This is a genomic window from Streptomyces zhihengii (assembly GCF_016919245.1).
Lineage (GTDB): Bacteria > Actinomycetota > Actinomycetes > Streptomycetales > Streptomycetaceae > Streptomyces > Streptomyces zhihengii.
Genome location: NZ_JAFEJA010000001.1, coordinates 2,542,666 through 2,568,661, shown reverse-complemented (window position 1 = coordinate 2,568,661; position 25,996 = coordinate 2,542,666). Strand labels below are relative to the sequence as shown.

The 25,996-nt window shown below is 72.2% G+C and carries 24 protein-coding genes, 5 tRNA genes and 1 pseudogene; 21 read left to right on the top strand and 9 right to left on the bottom strand.

Annotated features, from left to right (window positions below; all coding sequences use genetic code 11):
• Window positions 1–69 precede the first annotated feature (69 nt).
• Both JE024_RS10505 and JE024_RS10500 read right to left on the bottom strand, forming a co-directional pair.
• Window positions 70–483, bottom strand: a complete 414-nt coding sequence (locus JE024_RS10505; protein ID WP_005311457.1) for a roadblock/LC7 domain-containing protein — start codon at window positions 481–483, stop codon at window positions 70–72.
• Between the two features lie 9 nt (window positions 484–492).
• A pseudogene (locus JE024_RS10500) lies at window positions 493–4,184 on the bottom strand (sensor histidine kinase).
• A gap of 581 nt (window positions 4,185–4,765) precedes the next feature.
• Between JE024_RS10500 and JE024_RS10495 the strand changes: the two are divergent.
• The 10 genes from JE024_RS10495 (at window position 4,766) to JE024_RS10450 (ending at window position 9,759) form a co-directional block, all read left to right on the top strand.
• Window positions 4,766–4,939, top strand: a complete 174-nt coding sequence (locus JE024_RS10495; protein ID WP_205373324.1) for a hypothetical protein — start codon at window positions 4,766–4,768, stop codon at window positions 4,937–4,939.
• Window positions 4,940–5,257: 318 nt separating this feature from the next.
• On the top strand, window positions 5,258–6,031 hold the full coding sequence (locus JE024_RS10490) for a fumarylacetoacetate hydrolase family protein (protein ID WP_205373323.1): 774 nt from the start codon (window positions 5,258–5,260) through the stop codon (window positions 6,029–6,031).
• Window positions 6,024–7,499: a glutamate--tRNA ligase gene (gene gltX, locus JE024_RS10485; protein ID WP_205373322.1), complete on the top strand. Its 1,476-nt coding sequence runs from the start codon at window positions 6,024–6,026 to the stop codon at window positions 7,497–7,499. The genes JE024_RS10490 and gltX overlap by 8 nt, the downstream gene beginning before the upstream one ends.
• Before the next feature lie 112 nt (window positions 7,500–7,611).
• Entirely contained in the window at window positions 7,612–8,289 is a 678-nt protein-coding gene (locus JE024_RS10480) for a DUF4241 domain-containing protein (RefSeq protein ID WP_205373321.1), read from the top strand.
• A gap of 164 nt (window positions 8,290–8,453) precedes the next feature.
• Window positions 8,454–9,176, top strand: a complete 723-nt coding sequence (locus JE024_RS10475; protein WP_205373320.1) for an HAD family hydrolase — start codon at window positions 8,454–8,456, stop codon at window positions 9,174–9,176.
• Window positions 9,177–9,266: 90 nt separating this feature from the next.
• A tRNA-Gln gene (locus JE024_RS10470) sits at window positions 9,267–9,338 on the top strand.
• A 21-nt stretch (window positions 9,339–9,359) separates the two neighbouring features.
• Window positions 9,360–9,432: transfer RNA gene (locus tag JE024_RS10465), tRNA-Glu, on the top strand.
• Window positions 9,433–9,493: 61 nt separating this feature from the next.
• Window positions 9,494–9,569 (top strand) — tRNA-Glu (locus JE024_RS10460).
• 18 nt (window positions 9,570–9,587) lie between these two features.
• Window positions 9,588–9,659, top strand: a tRNA-Gln gene (locus JE024_RS10455).
• 27 nt (window positions 9,660–9,686) lie between these two features.
• Window positions 9,687–9,759 (top strand) — tRNA-Glu (locus JE024_RS10450).
• A 171-nt stretch (window positions 9,760–9,930) separates the two neighbouring features.
• On the opposite strand, the gene JE024_RS10445 is transcribed toward JE024_RS10450, so the two are convergent.
• Window positions 9,931–10,179 (bottom strand): SCO4226 family nickel-binding protein, encoded by a 249-nt coding sequence (locus tag JE024_RS10445; protein WP_205376483.1) that lies wholly within the window; start codon window positions 10,177–10,179, stop codon window positions 9,931–9,933.
• A 168-nt stretch (window positions 10,180–10,347) separates the two neighbouring features.
• Entirely contained in the window at window positions 10,348–11,064 is a 717-nt protein-coding gene (gene ndgR, locus JE024_RS10440) for an IclR family transcriptional regulator NdgR (protein WP_147988306.1), read from the bottom strand.
• Between the two features lie 143 nt (window positions 11,065–11,207).
• On the opposite strand from ndgR, the gene leuC reads away from it, so the two are divergent.
• The 4 genes from leuC (at window position 11,208) to JE024_RS10420 (ending at window position 14,365) form a co-directional block, all read left to right on the top strand.
• A complete protein-coding gene (leuC, locus tag JE024_RS10435; protein ID WP_205373319.1) occupies window positions 11,208–12,638 on the top strand; it encodes a 3-isopropylmalate dehydratase large subunit in 1,431 nt (476 codons plus the stop codon).
• A gap of 5 nt (window positions 12,639–12,643) precedes the next feature.
• Window positions 12,644–13,237: a 3-isopropylmalate dehydratase small subunit gene (leuD, locus tag JE024_RS10430; protein ID WP_205373318.1), complete on the top strand. Its 594-nt coding sequence runs from the start codon at window positions 12,644–12,646 to the stop codon at window positions 13,235–13,237.
• A 104-nt stretch (window positions 13,238–13,341) separates the two neighbouring features.
• Entirely contained in the window at window positions 13,342–13,569 is a 228-nt protein-coding gene (locus JE024_RS10425) for an SCO5555 family protein (RefSeq protein WP_187742585.1), read from the top strand.
• Between the two features lie 145 nt (window positions 13,570–13,714).
• Window positions 13,715–14,365, top strand: a complete 651-nt coding sequence (locus JE024_RS10420) for an HU family DNA-binding protein (RefSeq protein WP_205373317.1) — start codon at window positions 13,715–13,717, stop codon at window positions 14,363–14,365.
• A gap of 115 nt (window positions 14,366–14,480) precedes the next feature.
• Here the strand turns inward: JE024_RS10420 and JE024_RS10415 are convergent, their stop codons facing one another.
• Complete coding sequence (locus JE024_RS10415) at window positions 14,481–14,684, bottom strand: hypothetical protein (RefSeq protein WP_187742587.1); 204 nt, start codon at window positions 14,682–14,684, stop codon at window positions 14,481–14,483.
• A gap of 90 nt (window positions 14,685–14,774) precedes the next feature.
• The gene (gene cofC / locus JE024_RS10410; protein WP_205373316.1) at window positions 14,775–15,491 is read right to left on the bottom strand and encodes a 2-phospho-L-lactate guanylyltransferase; all 717 of its coding nucleotides are present in this window, start codon (window positions 15,489–15,491) and stop codon (window positions 14,775–14,777) included.
• 147 nt (window positions 15,492–15,638) lie between these two features.
• Between cofC and JE024_RS10405 the strand changes: the two genes are divergently transcribed.
• From JE024_RS10405 to JE024_RS10395, 3 genes are read left to right on the top strand one after another with little or no spacing between them, the layout of a single operon-like run.
• A complete protein-coding gene (locus JE024_RS10405) occupies window positions 15,639–16,391 on the top strand; it encodes a lysophospholipid acyltransferase family protein (RefSeq protein ID WP_205373315.1) in 753 nt (250 codons plus the stop codon).
• Entirely contained in the window at window positions 16,388–17,398 is a 1,011-nt protein-coding gene (locus JE024_RS10400; RefSeq protein WP_205373314.1) for an NAD(P)H-dependent glycerol-3-phosphate dehydrogenase, read from the top strand. The genes JE024_RS10405 and JE024_RS10400 overlap by 4 nt, the downstream gene beginning before the upstream one ends.
• Before the next feature lie 34 nt (window positions 17,399–17,432).
• Window positions 17,433–18,590 (top strand): D-alanine--D-alanine ligase family protein, encoded by a 1,158-nt coding sequence (locus JE024_RS10395; RefSeq protein WP_205373313.1) that lies wholly within the window; start codon window positions 17,433–17,435, stop codon window positions 18,588–18,590.
• A gap of 137 nt (window positions 18,591–18,727) precedes the next feature.
• Here the strand turns inward: JE024_RS10395 and JE024_RS10390 are convergent, their stop codons facing one another.
• Both JE024_RS10390 and JE024_RS10385 read right to left on the bottom strand, forming a co-directional pair.
• Window positions 18,728–19,198: a DUF3515 domain-containing protein gene (locus tag JE024_RS10390; RefSeq protein WP_205373312.1), complete on the bottom strand. Its 471-nt coding sequence runs from the start codon at window positions 19,196–19,198 to the stop codon at window positions 18,728–18,730.
• A 20-nt stretch (window positions 19,199–19,218) separates the two neighbouring features.
• Window positions 19,219–19,452 carry an Lrp/AsnC family transcriptional regulator gene (locus JE024_RS10385; protein ID WP_147988317.1) on the bottom strand — a complete coding sequence of 78 codons (234 nt, stop codon included), beginning with the start codon at window positions 19,450–19,452 and terminating at the stop codon, window positions 19,219–19,221.
• A 257-nt stretch (window positions 19,453–19,709) separates the two neighbouring features.
• Here JE024_RS10385 and JE024_RS10380 point away from each other — a divergent pair, with 257 nt between their 5' ends.
• On the top strand, window positions 19,710–20,696 hold the full coding sequence (locus tag JE024_RS10380) for a thiamine-phosphate kinase (RefSeq protein ID WP_205373311.1): 987 nt from the start codon (window positions 19,710–19,712) through the stop codon (window positions 20,694–20,696).
• 24 nt (window positions 20,697–20,720) lie between these two features.
• Window positions 20,721–21,509: a bifunctional hydroxymethylpyrimidine kinase/phosphomethylpyrimidine kinase gene (gene thiD / locus JE024_RS10375; protein ID WP_205373310.1), complete on the top strand. Its 789-nt coding sequence runs from the start codon at window positions 20,721–20,723 to the stop codon at window positions 21,507–21,509.
• Window positions 21,510–21,669: 160 nt separating this feature from the next.
• On the opposite strand, the gene rpmB is transcribed toward thiD, so the two are convergent.
• Entirely contained in the window at window positions 21,670–21,855 is a 186-nt protein-coding gene (gene rpmB / locus JE024_RS10370) for a 50S ribosomal protein L28 (protein ID WP_003957616.1), read from the bottom strand.
• Window positions 21,856–22,120: 265 nt separating this feature from the next.
• Here rpmB and fakA point away from each other — a divergent pair, with 265 nt between their 5' ends.
• Entirely contained in the window at window positions 22,121–23,698 is a 1,578-nt protein-coding gene (gene fakA / locus JE024_RS10365) for a DAK2 domain-containing protein (protein WP_205373309.1), read from the top strand.
• Between the two features lie 72 nt (window positions 23,699–23,770).
• A complete protein-coding gene (gene recG / locus JE024_RS10360) occupies window positions 23,771–25,963 on the top strand; it encodes an ATP-dependent DNA helicase RecG (RefSeq protein ID WP_205373308.1) in 2,193 nt (730 codons plus the stop codon).
• Window positions 25,964–25,996 lie beyond the last annotated feature (33 nt).

The following is a 25,996-nucleotide window of genomic DNA, read 5'->3' as shown; positions in this document are numbered from 1 at the left end:
GGGGCGGCCGTTCGGTTGTCGGTCGGGTGGCTTCGGCGGACCGGCGAGTGGGGTCACCGGTCCCTCCCGTCAGTGCAGAAGACTTCCCTGGAGCTCCGCGCGCAGGTCCGGCGTGAGCACACTGCCCGCGCGGTCGACCAGCAGCGCCATCTCGTAGCCCACCAGGCCGATGTCGCAGTCCGGGTGGGCGAGGACGGCCAGCGAGGAGCCGTCGGACACCGACATCAGGAAGAGGAACCCGCGCTCCATCTCGACGACCGTCTGGCTCACCGGGCCGCCCTCGAAGATCCGGGACGCCCCGGCGGTCAGCGAGGTCAGTCCGGACGCCACGGCGGCGAGCTGGTCGGCCCGGTCCCGCGGGAACCCCTCGGACATGGCGAGCAGCAGACCGTCGGCCGACACGACCACCGTGTGCGACACCCCGGGGGTGTTGTCCACGAAGTTCGTGATCAACCAGTTCAGGTTCTGGGCCGCCTGGCTCATCGGGCTCAACTAACGCTCCTGCTGGTGAGTGGGGCCGAGGTCGAAGCTGCCGGTCGTGCCGTTCTGCTGCCGGCCCTGCTGGATGCCCCGGCGCAGATTCGTCAGCCGCCCGCGCACGTCGTCGGGGGCTCGCGAGACCTGCGGACCGGACTGGTGGTTCTGCTCCTGCGCGGTGCCCGGTACGAGGTTGGCTCGCGGGACCCGGCGGGGCAGACCCGAGGTGGTGATGCCGCCCGCGGCGGGCTTGCGCACCCGCTCGGCCTGGCGCACCAGCTCGTCGTTGGGCGAGGAGCGCCACGTGGCGGCGCCGTTCGCCGCGCCGGACGCCGCGGGAGCCCCGCCCGGGGCCGCCGCGCCGGACGCGGGAGCACGCTGCGGCATCGGCCGCTCGGGCTGCGGTGCCGCCGGACGGCTCTCGCCGCCCTGCGCGCCGGCCCCGTGGAACCAGTTGGTCTCCAGCGTGTCGTACAGCGGCGTACGGCCGTCCCCCGGACCGGACGCCGGCGGCAGCGCCTCGGGCTGCTGCGGTGCGGGCAGCGGCGCCGCGGGCAGCGGCGGGGCGAAGTTCTCGTCCCGGCGCTGCGGTGCGGGCTGCTGCGGAGCCTGGAAGTCGGGCCGCGCGAACTGCGACGTCGACGCCGGGTCCTGCTGCGGGGCCTGGAAGTCCGGCCGTGCGAACTGCGCGGTGGACGCCGGGTCCTGCTGCGGTGCCTGGTGCGGTGCGGGCTGCTGCGGTGCCTGGAAGTCGGGCCGCGCGAACTGCGAGGTCGACGCCGGGTCCTGCTGCCCGCCCTGCTCCGGCCGGCCGTACTGGCCCGCGCCGGACGGACCGCCCTGGCCGCCGAAGACGTCCTGGCGGGTGAACTGGCCGGGCCGGCCGCCGCCCTGCGGGGCGCCGAAGTCGGGCCGGGCGAACTCGGCCGTGCCCGTCATGCCGCGCGAGGCGTCGTGGTCGTCGTGGCCGCGCGGTGCGTCGGAGGCCGGACGCTGCTGCGGGACCCCCTGGTCGTTGCCCCAGCTCGTGGTCCCCGGACGCTGCTGGCGGGGCTCCTCCGGCCGGGCGGGACCGCCGGGCAGCTCGGCCCGCGGACCGCCGGTGGGCGGCAGCTGCCGCGCACGGTCGCCCGCGCCGGGCTGCTGCTGCGGCGCGGAGCGGCGTCCGCCCTGCCCCGCGTCACCGCGGACGGGAGCCGGAGCCCCCTGCTGGCCGCGGCCGGAGTCGAAGAGGCTGCCGCCGCCCGACGGCTGGCCGCCGTTGCCCTGCTGCGGTCCGCCGTCGCGTCCCGGCAGCGCGGCACGCGGGGCCGTGCCGCCCCGACCTGGCCGCGCGGCGCACCGGCGCCGAGCAGACCGCCCTGGCCGGCGCCGCCGCCGGGACCGCCCGCGAGACCGGGACGGCCGCCGCCCTGACCCGCCGGCCGGCCCGGCAGACCGCCGGGCGCACCCGCGCCGGGCTTCTGCGGACCGCCCTGGCCGCCGCCCGGCTGACCGGGCTTGCCCGGGGCCTTCTTGCCGCCGTGGGCGACGTCGACGGGCAGCATGACGAGCGCGGTGGTGCCGCCGGAGTCCGACGGACGGAGCTGGATGCGGATGCCGTGTCGCAGGGACAGCCGGCCGACCACGAACAGACCCATGCGGCGCGAGACCGAGACGTCCACGGTGGGCGGCGAGGCGAGCCGCTCGTTGATCGCGGCGAGGTCCTCGGGGGAGAGGCCGATGCCGGTGTCGTGGATCTCGACGAGCACCCGCCCGTCGGGCAGCGCGTGACCGGTGACCCGGACCTTCGTCTGCGGCGAGGAGAACGACGTCGCGTTCTCCAGCAGCTCGGCGAGGAGGTGCACGAGGTCGTTGACCACGCGGCCGGCGACCTCGGTCGCGGGCACGGCGGCCAGTTCGATCCGCTCGTACTGCTCCACCTCGGACGCCGCGGCGCGCAGCACGTCGACGAGCGGGACGGGACGCGTCCAGCGGCGGCCCGGCTCCTCACCGGCGAGGACGAGGAGGTTCTCGCCGTTCCGGCGCATACGGGTCGCGAGGTGGTCCAGCTTGAACAGCGAGGAGAGCTGGTCCGGGTCGGCCTCGCGGGACTCCAGTTCGGAGATCAGCGAGAGCTGACGCTGGATGAGGCCCTGCGAACGCCGCGAGAGGTTGGTGAACATCGCGTTGACGTTGCCCCGCAGGAGGGCCTGCTCGGCGGCGAGGCGGACCGCCTCGCGGTGCACGTCGTCGAAGGCCGCGGCCACCTGGCCGATCTCGTCGCGCGAGTGCACACCGACGGACTCGACGGAGGTGTCGACGTCCTGCGGGTCCGACTCCGAGAGCTGCTTGACCAGCTCGGGCAGACGGGTCTGGGCGACCTTGGTGGCCGTGTCCTGGAGTCGGCGCAGCGAGCGGATCATGGACCGGGCGACGACGAAGGCGCCGACCAGGGACACGCCCAGGACGACGAGGATCAGCGCACCGTTGATGATGGCGTCCTGCTGCGACTCCTCGCGCAGCTCACGCGCCTTGGCCTCCATCTCGCCGAGCAGCGAGGCCTCGACACGCTTCATCGCGTTGATGCGGACCGAGTAGTCGTCGGTCCAGTCCAGGTGCGAACGCTCCGCGCGGCGCTCGAAGCCGTTCGGGTTGTCGAGCACGCGCTTGGCGTACAGCTCCGAGGCCGCGATCGTCGGGTCGGTGCCGCCGTCCAGGGAGGCGGTGAGCTCCTCGGCGTCGCCGCCGGTGGACTCGTAGAGCGCCTTGAACGCCTTCAGCTCGGAGTCGCCGTTCTCCACGGCGGCCTTGCCGTACAGGCGGTCGGGCTCGGTCAGGCCGGGCGCCTTGGCGTCGTCGCCGCCGGGGAGGGCGGCGGCGATGATCGCGCGCTGGATCGACGCGTACTCCTTGGCGGACGAGAACGCCGCCAGCGCACGCGTGCGCTTGATCATGTCGGGGTTGCTGGTGGCCTGCGCCATGTCCTGGGAGAGGCTCAGCAGCGACTCGATGAGCCGGCTGTAGCTCTCCACGGTCTGGGAGTTCGGCGCACCGGGGGCGTAGGCGGTCGAACGGATCTTGTTCAGACCGTTGACCTGCACGGCGATCTGGTTGGCGTTGGCGCGGATGCTCTCCAGCGCCTCGTCGTCGTCCGTGTTGGGGATGTTGCGCGTCGCGTCGAGGAACGCCTTCTTGACGCGGTCGGTCTGCGTACGGGGCCCGGAGACCTTGAAGTCCGTGACGGGGGAGCCGTTGGCCAGCGGTCCGGCGGAGAGGTCACGCTCGGACTGGAGCGCCTGGGCGAGGTCGGTCGCCGCCCGGGTCATCTCCGTCAGCAGCTGCATGTGGTCGAGCTGCCGCATGTCGTCCATGGACTCCTGGATACGGAGTCCGCCCAGCGTGGTCGCCGCGACGACGGGGAGGGTCAGCAGGGAGACCAGACGCGTGCTGATGCGCCAGTTGCGCAGCGCTATTCGCGATCCGGTCTCCGTGGGGTTCGCGGCCGCGGCCGGCGCGCCCTTGGCGCCGTCGGGCGCGGGGGCGGACACGCCGGAGCGCGCGGAGCGGTCGCCGCTGTCACCGGACGCGGCCGGTCCCTGGGTGTGGGTGCGCTGGGGCGAGGAACCGCGGTCCGTGCCGCGCGGCTCCTGTTCCGCCGTAGCGTCCCCTTGGCCCTGGCGGGCCTGGGGACGCCCCACGCCATCCCTCTTGAAACGTCCCTGCACTAGCGTCGCAACCTCTGGACCAGGCGTCCCTCCGCTGTCACGGCGGGACGGTGTCGGCGTCTCGGGGTAATGAGTCGTTTACCCCTGGTGGTCTTGAGTGACCGGCGCTGCTCCCCCTTCTCCGCCGCCACCCCGGCGCTGCGTTGCGCCCTTGCGCGCCGGATTGAAACCCGCGGCGGTGCGTGGAATTCCAGCACAGTGCAGGATCTCCAACAAGGGCCGCGTACCGCCCTGTGACGTGAGTGACACTTTGTGAGCGCGGTGTCACGAGCTGTGGGAAGTGATGGCGGAGAAATCGGGCGTAGTGGTACGAGTCCCAGGCGGGTGAGGGGTGTCCCAGTCGCCATGATCAGGAGCGGAATGACTGGTTCAGTGGCGTAATGTCCGTTCTCGCGACAGAGATCCACTGTCCGCAATGTCGGCATTGGGGCTCATCTCGTGAGCAAACTCACACGATCAAGCCTGTCTCGTTCTGGCTTTCGACGGGAATCCGATGTTTAGCCTGACGCTTTACAGGGATGACCGAACCGTCAACCACGCTCGACAGAGCGTTCCTACGCCGACAGGGTCTGAAACCACCGATGAAGACGACGATGATGTTCCGCAGCACCGCCAACCCCCGCCGCACCACGCTCGCGCACCTCAAGGACGCCGACGAGCTGCGGACGCCGGACCAGCCGGAACACACCATCGAACTCCCGGCCCAGACGGCCAACCCCCGCCGCACCGTCCTCATGGACGCGCCCGTTTCTTAGGGCTCGGTTCGCCTCCGGGGCGCTCAAGACGGTGTCGACGGTCGACCGTGCTCGATCCCTCGTTCCTCGGGACCTCCGCGCGCTCTCCCTTTCGACACCGCCCGCGCCCCTTCGGCTCACTCGCCACGGGGGCACGGCAGGGCTCCCGGAGCACGCGCCCCCGGGCATCGCCACGCATCCGCCACCGCCCGCACCCCGCCCCGCGAGGTCGCACGGAGGGTGATGCGCCGTGCGCGCCCCCCGCGTCGCGTTAGCCTGGAGCGTCAGTCTCCAGGCCAGCTCAGCGAGCGAAGAAGAAGTGAGGGGCGACAGCATCCCGTGCGCATCGCCAGGTTCTCCATCGACGGCAATGTCGCCTTCGGCGCGGTCGAGGAAGGCCCCGACGGCCTCCTCCTCGACATCATCAAGGGCATTCCGTACGCCGACTTCGAGCTCTCCGGCACCAAGGTCCCGCTGAGCAAGGTCCGTCTGCTGCCCCCCGTGCTCCCCAACAAGGTCGTGGCCATCGGCCGCAACTACGCGGAGCACGCGGCGGAGCTCGGCAACGAGGTCCCCGAGGTCCCGGTCGCCTTCTTCAAGCCGACCACCTCGGTGATCGGCTCCGGCGACGCCATCGAGTACCCCTCGTTCTCCGAGGAGCTCCACCACGAGGCCGAGCTGGCCGTGGTCATCGGCCGGATGTGCCGCGAGGTCCCGCGCGAACGCGTCAAGGACGTGATCTTCGGCTACACCTGCGCCAACGACGTCACCGCGCGTGACGCGCAGCGCCGTGAGAAGCAGTGGGCCCGGGCCAAGGGCTTCGACACGTCCTGCCCCCTCGGCCCCTGGGTCGAGACGGACTTCGACCCGGCTGACGCCGTCATCCAGTGCACGGTCAACGGCGAGCAGCGGCAACTCGGCCGCACCAGCGAGATGGTCCGCTCCGTCGAGGACCTGATCGTGCACATCACCGAGGCGATGACGCTGCTCCCCGGCGACGTCGTCCTCACGGGCACCCCCGCGGGGGTCGGCCCGCTCAACGCCGGCGACGAGGTCGCCGTCACCATCGAAGGCATCGGCACTCTCACCAACAAGGTGATCAAGCGTGGCTAACGCACCCGTCCGCGTCCGTTTCTGTCCCTCCCCGACCGGCAACCCCCATGTGGGCCTCGTCCGCACCGCGCTGTTCAACTGGGCCTACGCCCGGCACACCGGCGGCACGATGGTCTTCCGCATCGAGGACACCGACGCGGCCCGTGACTCCGAGGAGTCGTACGAGCAGCTCCTGGACTCGCTGCGCTGGCTCGGTCTCGACTGGGACGAGGGCCCGGAGGTCGGCGGCCCGCACCCGCCGTACCGCCAGTCGCAGCGGATGGACATCTACCAGGACGTCGCCGCCAAGCTCATCGCCGCCGGTCACGCGTACCACTGCTACTGCACCGCGCTGGAGCTCGAAGCCCGCCGTGACGCCGCCCGCGCCGCCGGAAAGCCCTCCGGCTACGACGGCACGTGCCGCACCCTGACCGCCGAGCAGCGCGCCGCGTACGAGGCCGAGGGCCGCGAGTCCATCGTGCGCTTCAAGATGCCCGACGAGCCGATCGTCTTCACCGACCTGGTCCGCGGCGAGCTCACCTTCACGCCGGACAACGTCCCGGACTACGGCATCGTGCGTGCCAACGGCGCCCCGCTGTACACGCTGGTCAACCCGGTCGACGACGCCCTGATGGAGATCACCCACGTCCTGCGCGGCGAGGACCTGCTCTCCTCCACCCCCCGCCAGATCGCCCTCTACAAGGCGCTGATCGAGCTGGGCGTCGCCAAGGAGATCCCCGCCTTCGGCCACCTGCCGTACGTCATGGGCGAGGGCAACAAGAAGCTCTCCAAGCGCGACCCGCAGGCGTCCCTCAACATCTACCGCGAGCGCGGCTTCCTCCCGGAGGGCCTGCTCAACTACCTGTCGCTGCTCGGCTGGTCCTTCTCCGCCGACCAGGACGTCTTCACGATCCCCGAGATGATCGCGAAGTTCGACGTCGCCGACGTCAACGCCAACCCGGCGCGCTTCGACCTGAAGAAGGCCGAGGCCATCAACGCCGACCACATCCGCATGCTGGACGTGAAGGCGTTCACCGAGGCGTGCGAGCCCTGGCTCCGGGCCCCGCACGCGAACTGGGCGCCGGAGCGGTTCGACCGCGCGAAGTGGGAGGCCATCGCCCCCCACGCCCAGACGCGGCTGACCGTCCTCTCCGACATCACCGCCAACGTCGACTTCCTCTTCCTCGACGAGCCGGTCGACGACGAGGCGTCCTGGGCCAAGGCGATGAAGGGCGAGCCGGCGGCCCTGCTGACCACCGCCCGCGAGAAGCTGGACGCGGCCGACTGGTCGAGCCCGGAGTCGCTGAAGGAGGCCGTCCTGGCCGCCGGCGAGGCCCACGGCCTCAAGCTCGGCAAGGCCCAGGCCCCGGTCCGGGTGGCCGTCACCGGCCGCACGGTCGGCCTGCCGCTCTTCGAGTCCCTGGAGATCCTGGGCAGGGAGAAGACCCTCGCCCGCATCGACGCGGCGCTGGCGAAGCTCGCCGCCTGAGCGCGTCCGGAAGGGGCGGTGGCCGAAGTGGCTGCCGCCCCTTCGGCGTTGCCCGGGCACAGGGCTAGTGTTCGGGGCGATCCCGATCGTCACGGCTCCCTGGGGGACCAGCATGCCCATGCCCGCACCCGACTTCTCCCGGCACTTCACGCCCGGCAGCCGCTTCACCGAGGAATCCGGGCTCACGGGGGAGATGTCGGTCGTGCCGGCCGGTGAGCTGTGGCTCCCCAGCGGCAGGGTCGTCGCCTGCGACCCGTTCGTCTCCCTGGGCACCGGCGAGTCCGAGCCGTTCACCGCCGAGGTCCCGCCGGGCCGCTACGCCGTCGAGTGCGCGGTCGCCACCCTCGCCGAGCCCGACGAGCCGCCGGCCGACGAGCCCCATCTGCGGATCGCCGCCGCCCGCCTGGTGATCACCGCCACCGCACCCGTCACCTGGGAGATCGCCCACCAGGCAGGCCAGGACCCGGCCGAGCTCGCGGACGACGAGTTCTTCGCGTACGGGGTGGACGCCGGCACCGGCTGCTTCTACGACGCCGCCTGCGACGAGTCCTTCCCCGACTGCGTGGGCGACGAGGGCCCGCTCTGGGACGCCTTCGACGCCGGCGGCGACTCCTACCTCGGCCCGCACACCGTCACCGCGAAGGACACCGGCCACAACCTGATCGCCTTCATGTCCGGCTGGGGCGACGGCGCCTACCCGACCTGGGTCGGCCGCGACGCGGACGGCGCCGTCACCTGCTTCGTCACGGACTTCTTCGTCGTCCCCGCGGAGGGCGAGGAGACCGGCTGACCCCGGCGAACCCCGCGCCCCGGACCCCCGGCCGGTGACCTCCCCGGCGGTACCGTCGTCGTATGCCGATCCGCGCCGTGCTCCGGGACATCGACGCTGCATGTCCCGGGGGCGCCCCCCCCCGGACCCCCGGCCGGTGACCTGCCCGGCGGTACCGTCGTCGTATGCCGATCCGCGCAGTCCTCTGGGACATCGACGACACGATCTTCGACTACGCGAACGCCGACCGCGTCGGCATGAGCCGGCACCTGGGGGACGTGGGCCTGCCCGACGGCTACGCGTCCGTCGAGGAGGCACTCGCCGCGTGGAAGCGGATCACCGATGTGCACTGGGCGCGGGTCGCCGCCGGGCTGACCGACTTCGAGGGGCAGCGGCGCGACCGGGTGCGGGAGTTCCTGGGCGCGCCGGGCATGACCGACGACGAGGCCGGGGAGTGGTTCGGGCGGCACATCGCCCACTACGAGGCCGCCTGGGCGCTCTTCCCCGACACGCTGCCCGTGCTCGACCTCCTCGCGCGTGACTACCGTCACGCCGTGCTCTCCAACTCCAGCCTGGCGAACCAGGAGCGCAAGCTGCGCACCCTCGGGGTCCTCGACCGGTTCGAGGCCGTGGTCTGCGCCGTGGAACTCGGGGTCTCCAAGCCGGAGGCGGGCGCCTTCCTCGCAGCGTGCGAGGCCATCGGGCTGCCCCCGGAGGAGGTGGCGTACGTCGGGGACCAGCCGGACATCGACGCCCGGGGGGCCACCGAGGCGGGTCTGACCGGGATCTGGCTCGACCGGGCCCAGGTGGGCGGCAGACCCGAACTCACCCGGATCACCGGCCTCGACCAGCTCGCCCCGCTGCTGCGCGGCGATACCCGTTTTGGAGCGCCGTCGACCTTCGGGTAATGTTCTTCCTGCGCCAAGGGGAGCGGGCCGAAAGGCCGGAAACCGGAAGCGCAAACCCGAACAAGATCCCCACCGGGGGTTGCGTTTTGGTGGCCTATGGTGTAATTGGCAGCACGACTGATTCTGGTTCAGTTAGTCTAGGTTCGAGTCCTGGTAGGCCAGCTCGCAGAGCTCATCTGCAAAGCCCCCGTTGTGTAGCGGCCTAGCACGCCGCCCTCTCAAGGCGGTAGCGCCGGTTCGAATCCGGTCGGGGGTACAGATCCTTCCCGCGAGGTCTCGAGGTCGCTCCTCGACGACGTCGATGCAGGATCGCTAGGGCCCCCGTTGTGTAGCGGCCTAGCACGCCGCCCTCTCAAGGCGGTAGCGCCGGTTCGAATCCGGTCGGGGGTACCAACTGGTCTACACCACCAGTGGCCTATGGTGTAATTGGCAGCACGACTGATTCTGGTTCAGTTAGTCTAGGTTCGAGTCCTGGTAGGCCAGCGGATCCCCTCGCGGGATCGAAGATTTGCCCCCGTTGTGTAGCGGCCTAGCACGCCGCCCTCTCAAGGCGGTAGCGCCGGTTCGAATCCGGTCGGGGGTACGAGTCCGAAGGGGCCCTTCGTCAGAAGGGCCCCTTCGGCGTTCCCGGGAGCTCCCCGGGATGCGGTACCCGCCGTGGTCGCGCCATCACGCGGCGCGCGGCCGTCCCGCAGGGGCATCTCGTACGGTGATCGCCTCCATCCGCCGTGCGCGCGGCACCAGTTGGGCGGGGTCACACGGTGAGCGGCACCGGGTGGATCTCGTCCGCGGGGTGGCCTGTGCGCTCGTGGATGCGCCGCACGGCGTCCGCCGAGGGCCCTTCGGACAGGCAGTAGACGGTGCCCGTCTCGGGATCCGCCCACGCCTTCTTGAAGTGCACGTTCTCCTCGCCCTCGATCGCGAGGTCCGCGCGGTGCGCCTCCATCAGCTGATCACTGGTGATGCCCTTCATGCCGCGGTGTACGTCCATGAACTCGGCCATCGTCTCGGCACCTCCGTCGTTCCGCAGGTACTTCCATGCTGCACCCGTCACGCCCCGCGGACCCGGTGGAGGGCCCGGCGCGCGCCACCCGCCCCGCAAGGCCCCGGACACACCTCCGGCCGGCCCCTGCGGCGTTGAAGGGGCCGGCCGGACGTGGACGTATGGGGATCAGCCGGAGCGGCGCAGGGCCTCGCTCAGGCGGGCGGCGGCGTCGATGACCGCCTGGGCGTGCATACGGCCCGGGTGCCGGGTGAGGCGCTCGATCGGTCCGGAGACCGAGACGGCGGCGACCACGCGGTTGGACGGTCCGCGGACCGGTGCCGACACCGAGGCCACGCCCGGCTCGCGCTCGCCGATCGACTGGGCCCAGCCGCGGCGCCGTACGCCGGACAGGGCCGTCGCCGTGAAGCGGGCGCCCTGCAGGCCGCGGTGCAGCCGCTCGGGCTCCTCCCAGGCCATCAGGATCTGCGCGGAGGACCCGGCCTTCATGGTGAGCGTGGAGCCGACCGGCACGGTGTCCCGCAGTCCGGACAGGCGCTCGGCCGCCGCGACGCAGATCCGCATGTCGCCCTGCCGGCGATAGAGCTGCGCGCTCTCGCCCGTCACGTCGCGCAGATGCGTGAGCACGGGGCCCGCGGTGGCGAGCAGCCGGTCCTCGCCCGCCGCGGCGGCGAGCTCCGACAGCCGCGGACCGAGGATGAACCGGCCCTGCATGTCGCGGGCGACCATACGGTGATGTTCCAGTGCCACGGCCAGACGGTGAGCCGTGGGTCGTGCGAGTCCCGTGGCCGCCACCAGACCCGCGAGGGTGGCCGGCCCGGACTCCAGGGCGCTCAAGACAAGGGCTGCCTTGTCGAGGACGCCGACGCCGCTAGAGTTGTCCATGCAACGATACTCGCGTCTCACTCTGTGAAACGCAAGTTCAAATTTCCATGGAACTTGTCACGCTGTAGTGGCAACCCGGGACCCATGGGCGTTGCACACGATCTCTAGTTGCGCCGGCGGCACAGCCGGCCGGAGGGAAAGCGATGGGTAGGACACTCGCGGAGAAGGTCTGGGACGACCATGTCGTCCGGCGCGCCGAGGGCGAGCCCGACCTCCTCTTCATCGATCTGCACCTGCTGCACGAGGTGACCAGCCCCCAGGCGTTCGACGGCCTGCGGCTCGGCGGCCGGCAGGTGCGGCGTCTCGACCTCACCATCGCCACCGAGGACCACAACACCCCGACCCTCGACATCGACAAGCCCATCGCCGACCCGGTCTCGCGCGCCCAGCTGGAGACGCTGCGCAAGAACTGCGCCGAGTTCGGTGTGCGTCTGCACTCGCTCGGTGACGTCGAGCAGGGCGTGGTCCACGTGGTCGGCCCCCAGCTCGGCCTGACCCAGCCCGGCACCACGGTGGTCTGCGGCGACTCCCACACCTCCACCCACGGCGCCTTCGGCGCGCTGGCGTTCGGCATCGGCACCTCCCAGGTGGAGCACGTGCTGGCCACCCAGACGCTGCCGATGGCCCGCCCGAAGACCATGGCCATCACCGTCGAGGGCGAACTGCCCGAGGGCGTGACCGCCAAGGACCTGATCCTGGCGATCATCGCCAGGATCGGCACCGGCGGCGGCCAGGGCTACGTCCTGGAGTACCGCGGCTCCGCCATCGAGAAGCTGTCGATGGAAGCCCGGATGACCATCTGCAACATGTCGATCGAGGCCGGCGCCCGCGCGGGCATGATCGCCCCCGACCGGACCACCTTCGACTACCTCCAGGGCCGCGACCACGCCCCGCAGGGCGAGGACTGGGACGCCGCCGTCGCGTACTGGAGCACGCTGCGCACCGACGACGACGCGGTCTTCGACGCCGAGGTGTTCATCGACGCCGCCGAGCTGTCCCCGTTCGTCACCTGGGGCACCAACCCGGGCCAGGGCGCCCCGCTGGGCGCGAACGTCCCCGACCCGGCTTCGTACGAGGACGCGTCGGAGCGCCTGGCCGCCGAAAAGGCCCTGGAGTACATGGGGTTGACCGCCGGGCAGCCGCTGCGCGACATCCGGGTCGACACCGTCTTCGTCGGATCCTGCACCAACGGACGCATCGAGGACCTGCGCTCGGTCGCCTCGATCCTCGAGGGCCGCAAGGTCGCGGACGGCGTGCGGATGCTGGTCGTCCCCGGCTCGGTCCGGGTGGCGCTCCAGGCCGTCGAGGAAGGGCTCGACAAGGTCTTCAAGGAGGCCGGTGCCGAGTGGCGGCACGCCGGCTGCTCCATGTGCCTGGGCATGAACCCGGACCAACTGGCTCCCGGTGAGCGCTCCGCGTCCACCTCCAACCGCAACTTCGAGGGCAGGCAGGGCAAGGGCGGCCGCACCCACCTGGTCTCGCCCCAGGTCGCCGGCGCCACCGCGGTGCTGGGCCATCTGGCCTCCCCGGCCGATCTGTCCGACGCCGACGTCTCTACGCCCGCGGGGGTCTGAGGAACATGGAAGCTTTCACCACGCACACCGGCCGGGCCGTCCCGCTGCGCCGCAGCAACGTCGACACCGACCAGATCATCCCCGCGCACTGGCTGAAGAAGGTCACCCGCGACGGCTTCGAGGACGGGCTGTTCGAGGCCTGGCGCAAGGACCCCGAGTTCGTGCTGAACCGCCCCGAACGCCAGGGCGCGTCGGTCCTGGTCGCCGGCCCCGACTTCGGCACCGGCTCCTCGCGCGAGCACGCCGTCTGGGCGCTGCAGAACTACGGCTTCAAGACCGTGCTCTCCGCCCGGTTCGCCGACATCTTCCGCGGCAACTCCCTCAAGAACGGCCTGCTGACCGTGGTCCTGGAGCAGTCGGTCATCGACGCGCTCTGGGAGCTGACCGAGACCGACCCGACCGTCGAGATCACGGTCGACCTCGAGAAGCGTCAGGTCATCGCCCCCGGAATCACCGCCGACTTCGAGCTCGACGAGAACGCCCGCTGGCGCCTGCTGAACGGCCTCGACGACATCAGCCTCACCCTTCAGAACGAAGCGGACATCGCCGCCTACGAAGCGGCGAGGCCCGCCTTCAAACCGCGCACCGTGCAGGTCTGATCAGCGCTTTTCCCCGACTGCGCCCCTCACCCACCGGTGGGGGGCGCAGTCGTCTGTTGAGACCCCCTCGGGCGACAACTAGTCACAGATGGCACAATCGGTGCATGGAACGTGACAGCCAACTCGAGCTCTACGAGGCGGTCGCGGCCCGATTGAAGGAAGCGCACTCACGGGTGCGCGCACTGCAAGTCCCGGAGGGCGTAAGGATGGCGCTGTCCCGGAAGCTGCTCGTCGTCACGGCGGCGGCAAAGCACGATCTCCCGGACGCGGCAAGGCGTCTGGATCTGTTGATGAAGGACCTCGACGAGGGCCGATTCCCTCGAGGTGACTGACCGCAGAGAACTCCGCCACGGTCGACTTCGTTGCGGCACTAGGGTGATTAGCCCGTTTCGTGTTTGATTTGCGGTATATATCTGCCTAACGTGCGAAAACGCCTGGACGCAATCGTTCCGGCCATATGTCTCCGAAGGGGAAGACGTGAACAAGGCGCAGCTCGTAGAAGCGATTGCCGACAAGCTCGGCGGCCGTCAGCAGGCCGCGGAGGCTGTCGACGCGGTGCTTGACGCGATCGTCCGGGCGGTTGTCGGCGGGGACCGGGTCTCGGTCACCGGCTTCGGCTCGTTCGAGAAGGTCGACCGCCCCGCCCGCTACGCCCGCAACCCGCAGACGGGCGAGCGTGTCCGGGTCAAGAAGACCTCCGTTCCGCGGTTCCGCGCAGGTCAGGGCTTCAAGGACCTGGTCAGCGGCTCGAAGAAGCTCCCCAAGGGCGGCGAGGTCTCCGTCAAGAAGGCGCCCAAGGGCAGCCTTTCGGGCGGCTCCTCCACCCGTACGACGGCCAAGGCCGCCGCCAAGAAGGCCACGGCGAAGAAGGCCGCCGCCAAGAAGACCACCGCCGCGAAGAAGACGGCGGCCAAGAAGACCACGGCGGCGAAGAAGACCACCGCCGCGAAGAAGACCACGGCCAAGACCGCCACCGCCAAGAAGGCGACCACGGCGAAGAGCGCGGCCAAGAAGACCACGGCCAAGACCGCTCCCGCGAAGAAGGCCACGGCCAAGAAGGCGCCCGCCAAGAAGACGACGGCGCGCAAGACCACCGCGAAGAAGGCCACCACCGCCCGCAAGAAGTAAGCGGCACAGGCAATCAGGGCCACTCACGCGCCGGGCCGGTCTCCCCTCGGGGAGACCGGCCCGCGCCGTGTTCCGTCCTGGGCGGTACGCCCGTCCGGGCCGTTCGGCAGGCCGTTCAGAAGGTCTGGAGCGTCACCAGGGTGATCCGGCGGGCCTCGCCCTCGCCCTCGGTCTCGATCCGCACCCGCTGCCCGGGCCGGAGCAGCAGCAGCCCGCCCGCGTCGAACGCGGCGGCGTCGAACGGCACCGGTGTCCCGTCGTCGAGCAGCACGCTTCCGCTGCGGGTCCCGGCGTCGTAGGTGTACGAGGTGGCCTGCATGGCCCCCAGTTTAGGGGCCTTCCGCCGGGTCCCGGCGGGCCCGGTCCGGGCGCGGAGCCCCGGATCCCCGCGCCCGGCGCCGTCCGTCCCTCAGGCCGTGCCGGGCGGCGCGGGGGCGGCCTCCCCGGCACAGGCGCCCGCGGTGCGGCCGGCCGCCACCCCCGTCGTGCGCGGGCCCACCCCCAGCGCGAGCGCGGCCGCCAGATCGGCCCCGGTGTCCACGTCCCTGCGTACGGAATCCAGCGCCCCGGACATGATTTCCGCGGCCCCCGACGCCAAATGCCGGCGGCGCGAAGGACCGCCGAATGCGGGGCGCAATTCCGTCCCCGGCAGTGCGCACAGCAAAGTCGTGCCGATTCCCGCGGCATCCGTCAGAAATGCCCGGGGAAATGCCGAGGCGGCCGTCAGGGCCCGCGCCAATTCCCGCGGCCGCAATGCCGGCAGATCCGCGTTGAGCGCCGCCACCGCGGCACGCGGACGCAGGGCGCGGACGGCCCGGGCGCCGTGCTCCAGGGCGGCGTTCAGCCCGGCGCCCGGCGCGTCCGGGACGATCCGGGCGCCGAGGGCGGCGAGCGAGGCGGCGGCCACCGGGTCGTCCGTGACGACGGCCACATCCCGGACCGCGGCGCAGGCCAGCACGGCGGCCACCGTGTCCTGCGCGAACGCCAGGGCGAGCCGGGGCCGCAGGGCGTCGCCGACGGCGCCCGCGAGCCTGCTCTTGGCGAGGGCCAGGGGCTTCAGGGGCACGACGACGGACCAGCCGGCGACCGGCTCCGTGTCCGTGGTGGGCTCTGGGTCCGTGCGCATCGGGGCCCATTGTGTCCCCCGGCGCGGATGGGCCAGCGGTCCGGGTGGCGGCGGTGAGGCGTACGGTGTCCTCGACAGACCAGGGGCCTGGGGCGACACTTGACCCCCAGCGGACGGGCATCGCCCGTCGTAGAGGAAGGTGTCCGAGTGTCCCGCCGTAGAATCGGCTTCTGGTACCGCCTGGCAGCGGTCATCTCAAAGCCGCCGCTGTTGCTTCTGTTCAAGCGGGACTGGCGGGGAATGGAACACATTCCGGCCGACGGCGGATTCATCACCGCCATCAATCACAACTCGTACCTGGACATGTTCTCCTACGGGCACTTCCAGTACAACACCGGCCGGGTGCCCCGGTTCCTGGCCAAGGCCGCCCTGTTCAAGGCCCCCGGCGTCGGGCTCATGCTGCGGGGCACCGGCCAGATCCCCGTCTACCGCGAGTCGTCGAACGCCGTCGGCGCCTTCCGCGCCGCCGTCGAGGCCGTCGAACGCGGGGAATGCGTCGCCTTCTACCCGGAGGGCACCCTCACCCGCGACCCGGGCATGTGGCCGATGACCGGGAAGACCGGTGTCGCCCGCGCCGCGCTCCAGACGCAGGCGCCCGTCATCCCGGTCGCCCAGTGGGGCGCCAACCTGGCGATGCCGCCGTACGCCAAGGAGAACAGGTTCAGCTTCTTCCCCCGCAAGACCCTCCAGGTGCAGGCCGGTCCGCCGGTCGACCTCGACCGGTTCTACGGGAAGGAGCCGACGCCCGAGGTGCTCAGGGAGGCGACCGAGGAGATCATGGCCGCGATCACCGCCCTGCTGGAGGAGATCCGCGGGGAGTCGGCGCCCGCGAAGCCGTACGATCTGCGCGAGGCTCGTGCCGAGCAGCGTCGCAAGGCCGCCGGAGAGGGAGCGAAGTGACCACGCCCGTCAAGGCCGCCGTACTCGGAACGGGCTCCTGGGGAACCGCGTTCGCGATGGTCCTCGCCGACGCGGGCTGCGAGGTCGCCCTGTGGGGCCGCCGCCCCGAACTCGCCGAGGCGGTCAACACCACCCGCACCAACCCCGACTACCTCCCCGGCATCGAGCTGCCCGCCGGGCTGCGGGCGACCACCGACGCGGCCGAGGCCCTGGCCGGCGCCGACTTCACCGTCCTCGCCGTCCCCTCCCAGACCCTGCGCGGCAACCTCGCGGCCTGGACCCCGGAGCTCGCCGCGGACACCGTGCTGGTCTCCCTGATGAAGGGCGTCGAGCTCGGCACCGCGAAGCGGATGAGCGAGGTCGTCGAGGAGGTGGCCAAGGTGCCGTCCGAGCGCGTCGCCGTCGTCACCGGGCCCAATCTCGCCAAGGAGATCGCCTCCCGGATGCCGGCCGCGGCCGTCGTCGCCTCGACCGACGAGGCGGTCGCCCGGCGGCTCCAGTCCGCCTGCCACACCCCCTACTTCCGCCCGTACACCAACACCGACGTCGTCGGCTGCGAACTCGGCGGCGCCGTGAAGAACGTGATCGGTCTCGCCGTCGGCATCGCCGACGGCATGGGCCTCGGCGACAACGCCAAGGGCTCGCTGATCACCCGCGGCCTCGCCGAGACCACCCGTCTCGGGCTCGCCATGGGCGCGGACGCGCTCACCTTCTCCGGACTCGCGGGCCTCGGCGACCTGGTGGCCACCTGCTCCTCCCCGCTCTCCCGCAACCACACCTTCGGCACCAACCTCGGCCGCGGGATGACGCTCCAGGAGACGATCGCCGTCACCCGGCAGACCGCGGAGGGCGTCAAGTCCTGCGAGTCGGTGCTCGACCTGGCGCGGCGGCACGGAGTCGACATGCCCATCACGGAAACGGTCGTCGGCATCGTCCACGAGGGGAAGCCGCCGGTCGTCGCCCTCAAGGAGCTGATGTCCCGCGCTGCCAAGCCCGAGCGGCGCTGACTCCGTTCGAACCAGCGGGTAGTCTCATCGCGATATGAGCACCGAGAACCTCCCCCAGAGCCCCGAACAGCAGCTCCGCAAGCCGCGCGTCGCCGTCGTCTTCGGCGGCCGCAGCTCCGAGCACGGGATCTCCGTGGTCACGGCCGGCGCCGTGCTGCGCGCCATCGACCGCACCAAGTACGACGTGCTGCCGATCGGCATCACCGGCGACGGCCGGTGGGCGCTGACCGCCGACGAGCCCGAGCGGATGGCGATCACCGACCGCCGCACCCCCAGCGTCGACGAGCTGGCCGAGTCGGACGAGGGCGGCGTGGTGCTCTCCGTCGACCCCGGCAGCCGCGAGGTCGTCTACAGCGAGCCCGGCGTGGTGCCGAAGGCGCTGGGCGAGGTCGACGTGGTCTTCCCGATGCTGCACGGCCCCTACGGCGAGGACGGCACGCTCCAGGGGCTCCTGGAGCTCTCCGGCGTCCCCTACGTCGGCTCGGGCGTCCTCGCCTCGGCCGTCGGCCAGGACAAGGAGTACATGAAGCGGGTCTTCGTCTCCTTCGGTCTGCCGGTCGGCCCCTACGAGGTGGTCCGCCCCCGTGAGTGGGAGCTGGACCCGGCCGCCGCGCGGAAGAAGATCGTGGACTTCGCGGGCGAGCACGGCTGGCCGCTCTTCGTGAAGCCCGCCCGCGGCGGATCCTCCATGGGCATCACCAAGGTCGACTCGCTCGCCGGTCTCGACGACGCGATCGCCGAGGCCCGCCGCCACGACCCCAAGATCCTGGTGGAGTCGCTGCTGCGCGGCCGCGAGATCGAGTGCGGCGTGCTGGAGTTCGAGGACGGTCCGCGGGCCAGCGTCCCGGCCGAGATCCCGCCCGTGACCTCGCACGACTTCTACGACTTCGAGGCCAAGTACATCGACTCGGCCACCGGTCTGGTGCCGGCCCCGCTGACCGCGGAGCAGACCGAGGAGGTGCGGCGACTCGCGGTCGCGGCGTTCGACGCGGCGTCCTGCGAGGGGCTGGTCCGGGCGGACTTCTTCCTCACCGAGGACGGCTCCTTCGTCATCAACGAGATCAACACCATGCCCGGGTTCACGCCGATCTCCATGTACCCGCGCATGTGGCAGGAGAGCGGCGTCGAGTACACCGAGCTGGTCGACCGGCTGATCCAGGCGGCCCTGCGGCGCCCGACCGGCCTGCGCTGACCCGGCGGAACCCGCCGGGTCGGAGCGGGAGGGTCCGCTGCGTGACCGGCGCACCGGATCGAGGCCGGGGCCGTCCCGGCGACGGGACCGGCGGGCCGGATCGAGGCCGGGGCCGTCCCTACGACGGATCCCGCGGGTCAGAGCGAGGCCGGGACCGTCCGGGCGACGGGACCGGCCAGCTCCGTCAGGGGGCTCGCGTCGTGCAGGTACTGCTCGCCCAGGGTCACCTCGACATAGGTCTCGCGGTACGTGGTGGTGAACCGCGGCCCGCTGTCCCGCTCCTCCAGCATCCAGCCCACTCCGTCGACCTCGATGCCCTGCGCCTGCGGATCGCTCATCCGGTCGGGCCGGGGCACACCGCAGCGCAGTACGATCGCCGCACCGCCCCACCCGGCGGTCAGTTCGGACGAGGGCTCGGGGTCCTGGCGCCCGTGCCCCGCGACCGACTCCGGAAGGGCGTCGTGCAGGGCACGGCAGAGCGCGGCCTCCCCGGCCGGGGGGCTGGGAACCGCGACCTGCGCGGCCGCGTCGGTTGAGGAACAGCCCGCGGCGGCCAGGGCGAGCACGGCTGCGGACAGAGCGAGGGACCGGCGGGCGAAGGACGTCACCGGCCAAGCGTAGACGGGGGCTACAGGTGGACGACCGGGCAGGTCAGAGTGCGGGTGATGCCGTCCACCTGCTGGACCTTGGCGACCACCATGCGCCCCAGCTCGTCGACCGTGTCGGCCTGCGCGCGCACGATCACGTCGTACGGTCCGGTCACATCCTCGGCCTGGATCACACCGGGGATCTTGCCGATGGTCTCGGCGACGATCGACGCCTTGCCCACTTCGGTCTGGATGAGGATGTACGCCTGTACCACGGAGCCTCCAGGGCGGCAGCAGGATCATGGCCCCTACCGTCGGTGGGGAGATCCCAAGGAGAAGGGTCGCCACGGTATCGCGTTGCCGCGGGCCACGGGGAGACCCTCGCGGCGGACGCCGCCCGCAGCGTGGCGTACACAGAACAGAAGTTGACGTATCCCTTGACGGTACCCAGGGCGGTGACGGCCCGCGACCGCAAGCGACGGCTCGCGGCCGCGCCCGTGAGGACCACGGACACACGGAGAGGTGAACCTCGGTGAAGGGCACTGTGGGCGAGTTGGGGGAGTTCGGGCTCATCGAGAAGCTCACCTCCCGGCTCACCTCCACCCCGGCGGTACGGATCGGCCCCGGCGACGACGCCGCCGTCGTCTCCGCACCCGACCGGCGGGTCGTGGCGAGCACGGACATCCTGCTGGAAGGACGCCACTTCCGCCGCGACTGGTCGACCGCCTACGACGTCGGCCGCAAGGCCGCCGCGCAGAACCTGGCCGACATCGCCGCCATGGGCGCCGTGCCGACGGCCCTGCTCCTCGGCCTCGTCGTGCCCGCCGAACTGCCGGTCACCTGGGCCACCGAGCTCATGGACGGCATCCGCGACGAGTGCCAGGTCGCCGGCGCGGCCGTGGTCGGCGGTGACGTCGTCCGCGGCGACCTGATCACCGTCGCCATCACCGCGCTCGGCGATCTGCGCAACCACGAGCCGGTGACCCGCGGCGGCGCCCGGCCCGGCGACGTCGTCGCCTACACCGGCTGGCTCGGCTGGTCCGCCGCCGGCCACGCCGTGCTGTCCCGCGGCTTCCGCTCGCCGCGGGCCTTCGTGGAGGCCCACCGCAGGCCCGAACCGCCGTACCACGCGGGCCCGGCCGCGGCCGGTCTCGGCGCCACCGCCATGTGCGACATCAGCGACGGACTCGTCGCCGACCTGGGCCACATCGCGGAGGCCAGCAAGGTCCGCATCGACCTGCGCTCCGGGCTGATCGACATCCCCTCGCAGATGAGCGACATCGGCCAGGCCGTCGGCGTCGACCCGCTCCAGTGGGTGCTCACCGGCGGCGAGGACCACGCGATCGTCGCCACCTTCCCGCCGGACGCCAAACTCCCCGCCCGCTGGAAGGTGATCGGCGAGGTGCTCAACCCGTCGGCGCTGCCGCAGGTGACCGTCGACGGCGCCCCCTGGACCAACAAGGGCGGCTGGGACCACTTCGGCGACATCGAGGACGGGAACCGGCCGCCCGGCCGCTGACCTGCGGGCAGTAGATTCGCGGGCATGCAGATACCCCCGCGTGTGCTCACCGTCGCCGGCTCCGACTCCGGCGGCGGTGCCGGCATCCAGGCCGACCTGAAGACGATGCTGGCCCTCGGTGTGCACGGCATGAGCGTGCTCACCGCCGTCACCGCCCAGAACTCCCGGGGCGTCCAGGGCGCGTGGGAGCTTCCCGTGGAGGCCGTCACGGCCCAGTACCGCAGCGTCGTCGACGACATCGGCGTCCAGGCCGTGAAGACGGGCATGCTCTCGTCCGCGGCGCTGGTCTCCACCGTCGCCGGACTGCTCGCCGGCACCCCGGTGCCCGTGGTCGTCGACCCGGTCGGCGTCTCCAAGCACGGCGACCCGCTGCTCGCGGCCTCCGCCCTGGACTCGGTGCGCGGGGAACTGCTGCCGGTGGCGACGGTGGCCACCCCCAACCTCGACGAGGTGGCGCAGCTCACCGGGATCGAGGTGCGCGACGAGAGCGGGATGCGCCGGGCCGCCGACGCGGTGCTCGGCTTTGGGCCGCGCTGGGCCCTGATCAAGGGCGGTCACCTCGAAGGCGACGCCGTCGACCTGCTCACCGACGGCACCGCCGAGCACTGGCTGCGCGCCCCGCGCCTCGACAACCGCCACACCCACGGCACGGGCTGCACCCTCGCCTCCGCCGTGGCGTCGGGCCTCGCGAAGGGACTCTCCGTCCCCGACGCGGTGCGCGAGGCCAAGGAGTACGTCACCGGGGCGATCGCGGCCGGATTCGCGCTCGGCTCGGGCATCGGACCGGTCGACCACGGCTGGCGGAGCCGCTGACGTCTCCCTCCCGGGAGGCTCCGGCAACGGGGGCCCGGAAGGCCCCGGGAACGGCAAAAAGCCGGTCCACCGAGGTGGACCGGCTTTTCAAGGCAACCGCAGGGGCTGCGCTACGACGAAACGTCGGCGGGATCTTCCCCGCCGAGGCGGGGAGCATCACTTAGCGCGAGACCTTGCCGGCCTTGATGCACGAGGTGCAGACGTTGAGCCGCTTCGGCGTCCGACCGACCACGGCACGCACACGCTGGATGTTCGGGTTCCAGCGACGAGACGTACGGCGGTGCGAGTGCGAAATGTTGTTGCCGAAGCCCGGCCCCTTGCCGCAGACGTCGCAGTTGGCAGCCACGGGTCACTCCAAAGACTTCAGATGCACTTACAGTGAAATCCGGCGTGCCGGAATCAGTGTGATCTGAAGTGGCCTGCCGGGGAAAGTCCCGATTCTCATCGGGCAACCGGAGCAGCATACAACGACTGCTTCGGAGATACGAAACTACCACGGGTCGCCCCGGCCCCGCCCCGGCCCCTGGTCAGGGCCGCCGCTACGCTGCCAGGCAGCCCGCCGCCCACGGCCCGCACGGCCGACCGAGGAGGACCACCAGGTGCACCGGACGATGGACGCCGCAGCGGTACGCATCTGGTGTTCGCTGACGCTCCAGGCCCTCGGCAGGGAACGCGAGGAGATCGACGCCATCAACGTCTACCCGGTCGCCGACGGCGACACGGGCACCAACCTCTACCTCACGGCCGAGTCCGCCGCCCAGGCGGTCGAGGCGGTCTTCGCCGCCCACGAGACCCGGGACGGCGCCCCGTCGTCCGCCGACGCGGTCCGCGCGATGGCGCACGGCGCCCTGATCGGCGCCCGCGGCAACTCCGGCACCATCCTGGCCCAGCTCCTGCGGGGCATGGCCGAGCGCCTCGCCGCGGGCGACCACCTCGCGGGAGCGCTGCGCCGGGCCGCCGAACTCGCCCGCGAAGCCGTCGCCCACCCCGTCGAGGGCACCATCCTCACCGTCGCCTCCGCCGCCGCGGACGCCGCCGGCGAGAGCGGCGGGGAGCCCGCCGACGTCTGCCGTGCCGCCTACGCCGGAGCACGCGCCGCCCTGGAGGCCACCCCCGGCCAGCTCGCGGTGCTGGAGCGCGCCGGGGTGGTGGACGCCGGCGGCCGCGGCCTGCTCGCGGTGCTCGGCGCCCTGGTGGAGGCCGTGTGCGGCGAGGCGCCGCCCGCCTGGGGCACGGGGCGGACGGCCAGGCCGCTGCCCCCGGACCCCGGCCCCTGCGACACCGCCGGGCCCGCCTTCGAGGTCATCTACCTGCTGGAGGCCGACGACGGCGCGATGACCTCACTGCGCGCGAGGCTCGACGCGCTCGGCGACTCGCTGGTCGTCGTCGGCGGCGACGGCCTGTGGAACGTGCACGTCCATGTCGACGACGCGGGCGCCGCCGTGGAGGCGGGCGTCGAGGCCGGCCGCCCCCACCGGATCCGGATCACCCACTTCGGCGCCGACGCCGTCCCCACCGTCCGGGAGCAGGCCCAGCGCGCGGTCGTCGCGGTCGTCCCCGGCGCCGGCCTCCCCGTGCTGTGCGCCGAGGCCGGCGCCACCACCGTGCCCACCCGCCCCGGGGAGCCCCCGGCCAGCGGCGAACTGGTCGACGCCATCCGCCGGGCGCACGCCCGCGAGGTGGTGCTGCTGCCCAACGACCCGCTGCTGCGGCACACCGCGGCGGCCGCCGCCGAACAGGCCCGCGCCGAGGGCGTGCGCGTCGCCCTCATCCCGACCCGCTCGCCGGTCCAGGGGCTCGCCGCCCTCGCCGTGCACGAGGCCGACCGCAGCTTCGACGAGGACGTGGTGGCCATGACCGCGGCGGCCGGCGCGACCCGCTGCGCCGAACTGGCCGTGGCGGAACGACAGTCGTGGACCTCCGCGGGCGTGTGCCAGGCCGGCGACGTCCTCGGCCTCATCGACGGGGACGTCGCGGTCATCGGCCAGGACGTCACCGCCACGGCCGTCTCGGTCCTGGACCGGATGCTCTCCTCCGGCGGGGAACTGGTCACCCTGGTCCTCGGCGACGGCACACCCGGGGAGCTGGCCGCCCGGCTGGAGTCCCATGTGCGCGAGCACTACCTCGCGGTCGACACCCTGACCTACGAGGGCGGCGGCGCCGCGCCGCTGCTCATCGGCGTGGAGTAGCGGCCCCGGCACCCGCCCGCCGGGACGCGGCCGTCCACAGGTGCGGGACGGGTGTCGGTGCCGTGGTGTGCAATGGAGAGCGTGCCCGCGCTCGACGAACCACTCAAGAACGCGCTCGGAGCCGCCACCGCCAAGGTGATGGCCGAGCATCTCGACCTCCACACCCTCGGCGACCTGCTGCACCACTACCCCCGGCGGTACGCGGAGCGCGGCGAGCTGACCTCGCTCGCCGAACTGCCCCTCGACGAGCACGTCACCGTGGTCGCCCAGGTCGCCGACGCCCGGGTGCTGACGTTCAACCAGGGCCGCGGCAGACGGCTGGAGGTGACCATCACGGACGGCTACGGCCGGCTCCAGCTCGTCTTCTTCGGCAAGGGGGTGCACAAGCCCCAGAAGGACCTGCTGCCCGGCACCCGCGCGATGTTCGCCGGCAAGGTCTCCCTGTTCAACCGCAAGCTCCAGCTCTCCCACCCGGCCTACGAACCGCTGTCGGGCGAGGCGAGCGCCGCCGACGCCGTGGACGCCTTCGCCGGCCGGCAGATCCCGATCTACCCGGCCTGCAAGCAGCTGGAGTCCTGGAAGATCTCCAAGGCCGTCGACGCCGTCCTGGACCGGGCCGCGGAGGCCGTCGACCCGCTGCCCGCCGCCCTCCGCGACGGCCGGGGCCTGGTCCCGCTCCCCGAGGCGCTGCGGAAGATCCACCGGCCGCGCACCAAGGCGGACATCGCCGAGGCGCGGGACCGCCTCAAGTGGGACGAGGCGTTCGTCCTCCAGGTCGCCCTCGCCCGCAGGCGGTTCGCGGACACCCAGCTCCCCGCCGTGCCCCGGCGCCCCGTCCCCGGCGGCATGCTGGAGGCCTTCGACGCCCGCCTGCCGTTCACCCTCACCGACGGCCAGCGCAAGGTCAGCAAGGAGATCTTCGACGACCTCGCGACCGAGCACCCGATGCACCGCCTCCTCCAGGGCGAGGTGGGCTCGGGCAAGACGATGGTCGCGCTGCGCGCCATGCTCGCCGTCGTCGACGCGGGCGGCCAGGCCGCGATGCTCGCGCCGACGGAGGTCCTGGCCCAGCAGCACCACCGCTCGATCGTGGAGATGATGGGCGAGCTCGCCGAGGGCGGCATGCTGGGCGGCGCCGAGCACGCCACCAAGGTGGTGCTGCTCACCGGCTCCATGGGCGCCGCAGCCCGGCGCCAGGCCCTCCTCGACCTGGTCACCGGCGAGGCCGGGGTCGTGATCGGCACCCACGCGCTGATCGAGGACAAGGTCAGGTTCCACGACCTGGGCCTGGTCGTCGTCGACGAACAGCACCGCTTCGGCGTCGAGCAGCGCGACGCGCTGCGCTCCAAGGGCAAGCAGCCGCCGCATCTGCTGGTGATGACGGCCACGCCCATTCCGCGCACGGTCGCGATGACGGTCTTCGGCGACCTGGAGACCTCCGTGCTCGACCAGCTCCCCGCCGGGCGTTCGCCCATCGCCAGCCATGTGGTGCCCGCCGCCGACAAGCCGCACTTCCTGTCCCGCGCCTGGGAGCGGGTGCGCGAGGAGGTGTCCGGCGGCCACCAGGCGTACGTCGTCTGCCCGCGTATCGGCGACGACGAGGACGAGAAGGCGGCAGGGAAGAAGCCGTCCGGCGACGACGCGGAGAAGCGCCCACCGCTCGCGGTCCTGGAGGTCGCGGAACAGCTTGCCGCCGGCCCGCTCGCGGGCCTGCGCGTCGAGGTGCTGCACGGACGGATGGCTCCGGAGGACAAGGACGCGGTGATGCGCCGGTTCGCCGCGGGCGACACCGACGTGCTGGTCGCCACCACCGTCATCGAGGTCGGGGTGAACGTGCCGAACGCCACCGCCATGGTGATCATGGACGCCGACCGCTTCGGCGTCTCCCAGCTCCACCAGCTCCGCGGCCGGGTCGGCCGGGGCTCCGCCCCGGGGCTGTGCCTGCTGGTCACCGAGATGCCCGAGGCGAGCCCGGCGCGTGCCCGGCTCGGCTCGGTCGCCGCCACCCTCGACGGCTTCGAGCTCTCCCGGATCGACCTGGAGCAGCGCCGCGAGGGCGATGTGCTCGGCCAGGCCCAGTCCGGCGTGCGCTCCAGTCTGCGGATGCTCGCCGTCATCGAGGACGAGGAGGTCATCGCCGCCGCCCGGGAGGAGGCCACCGCCGTGGTGCGCGCGGACCCGGGGCTGGAGAGCCTGCCCGGTCTGCGGACGGCGCTGGACGCCCTGCTGGACGCCGAGCGCGAGCAGTACCTCGACAAGGGCTGACGGTTCCGGCGGCCCCGGGGCACCGCACGGTGC

Excerpts from the sequence above, each read along its gene's own strand:
- JE024_RS10505 (WP_005311457.1), bottom strand. The coding sequence starts at position 483 with ATGAGCCAGGCGGCCCAGAACCTGAACTGGTTGATCACGAACTTCGTG.
- JE024_RS10495 (WP_205373324.1), top strand. The coding sequence starts at position 4,766 with ATGAAGACGACGATGATGTTCCGCAGCACCGCCAACCCCCGCCGCACC.
- JE024_RS10480 (WP_205373321.1), top strand. The coding sequence starts at position 7,612 with ATGCCCATGCCCGCACCCGACTTCTCCCGGCACTTCACGCCCGGCAGC.
- JE024_RS10475 (WP_205373320.1), top strand. The coding sequence starts at position 8,454 with ATGCCGATCCGCGCAGTCCTCTGGGACATCGACGACACGATCTTCGAC.
- JE024_RS10445 (WP_205376483.1), bottom strand. The coding sequence starts at position 10,179 with ATGGCCGAGTTCATGGACGTACACCGCGGCATGAAGGGCATCACCAGT.
- ndgR (WP_147988306.1), bottom strand. The coding sequence starts at position 11,064 with ATGGACAACTCTAGCGGCGTCGGCGTCCTCGACAAGGCAGCCCTTGTC.
- leuC (WP_205373319.1), top strand. The coding sequence starts at position 11,208 with ATGGGTAGGACACTCGCGGAGAAGGTCTGGGACGACCATGTCGTCCGG.
- leuD (WP_205373318.1), top strand. The coding sequence starts at position 12,644 with ATGGAAGCTTTCACCACGCACACCGGCCGGGCCGTCCCGCTGCGCCGC.
- JE024_RS10425 (WP_187742585.1), top strand. The coding sequence starts at position 13,342 with ATGGAACGTGACAGCCAACTCGAGCTCTACGAGGCGGTCGCGGCCCGA.
- JE024_RS10415 (WP_187742587.1), bottom strand. The coding sequence starts at position 14,684 with ATGCAGGCCACCTCGTACACCTACGACGCCGGGACCCGCAGCGGAAGC.
- cofC (WP_205373316.1), bottom strand. The coding sequence starts at position 15,491 with ATGCGCACGGACCCAGAGCCCACCACGGACACGGAGCCGGTCGCCGGC.
- JE024_RS10395 (WP_205373313.1), top strand. The coding sequence starts at position 17,433 with ATGAGCACCGAGAACCTCCCCCAGAGCCCCGAACAGCAGCTCCGCAAG.
- thiD (WP_205373310.1), top strand. The coding sequence starts at position 20,721 with ATGCAGATACCCCCGCGTGTGCTCACCGTCGCCGGCTCCGACTCCGGC.
- fakA (WP_205373309.1), top strand. The coding sequence starts at position 22,121 with ATGGACGCCGCAGCGGTACGCATCTGGTGTTCGCTGACGCTCCAGGCC.
- recG (WP_205373308.1), top strand. The coding sequence starts at position 23,771 with ATGGAGAGCGTGCCCGCGCTCGACGAACCACTCAAGAACGCGCTCGGA.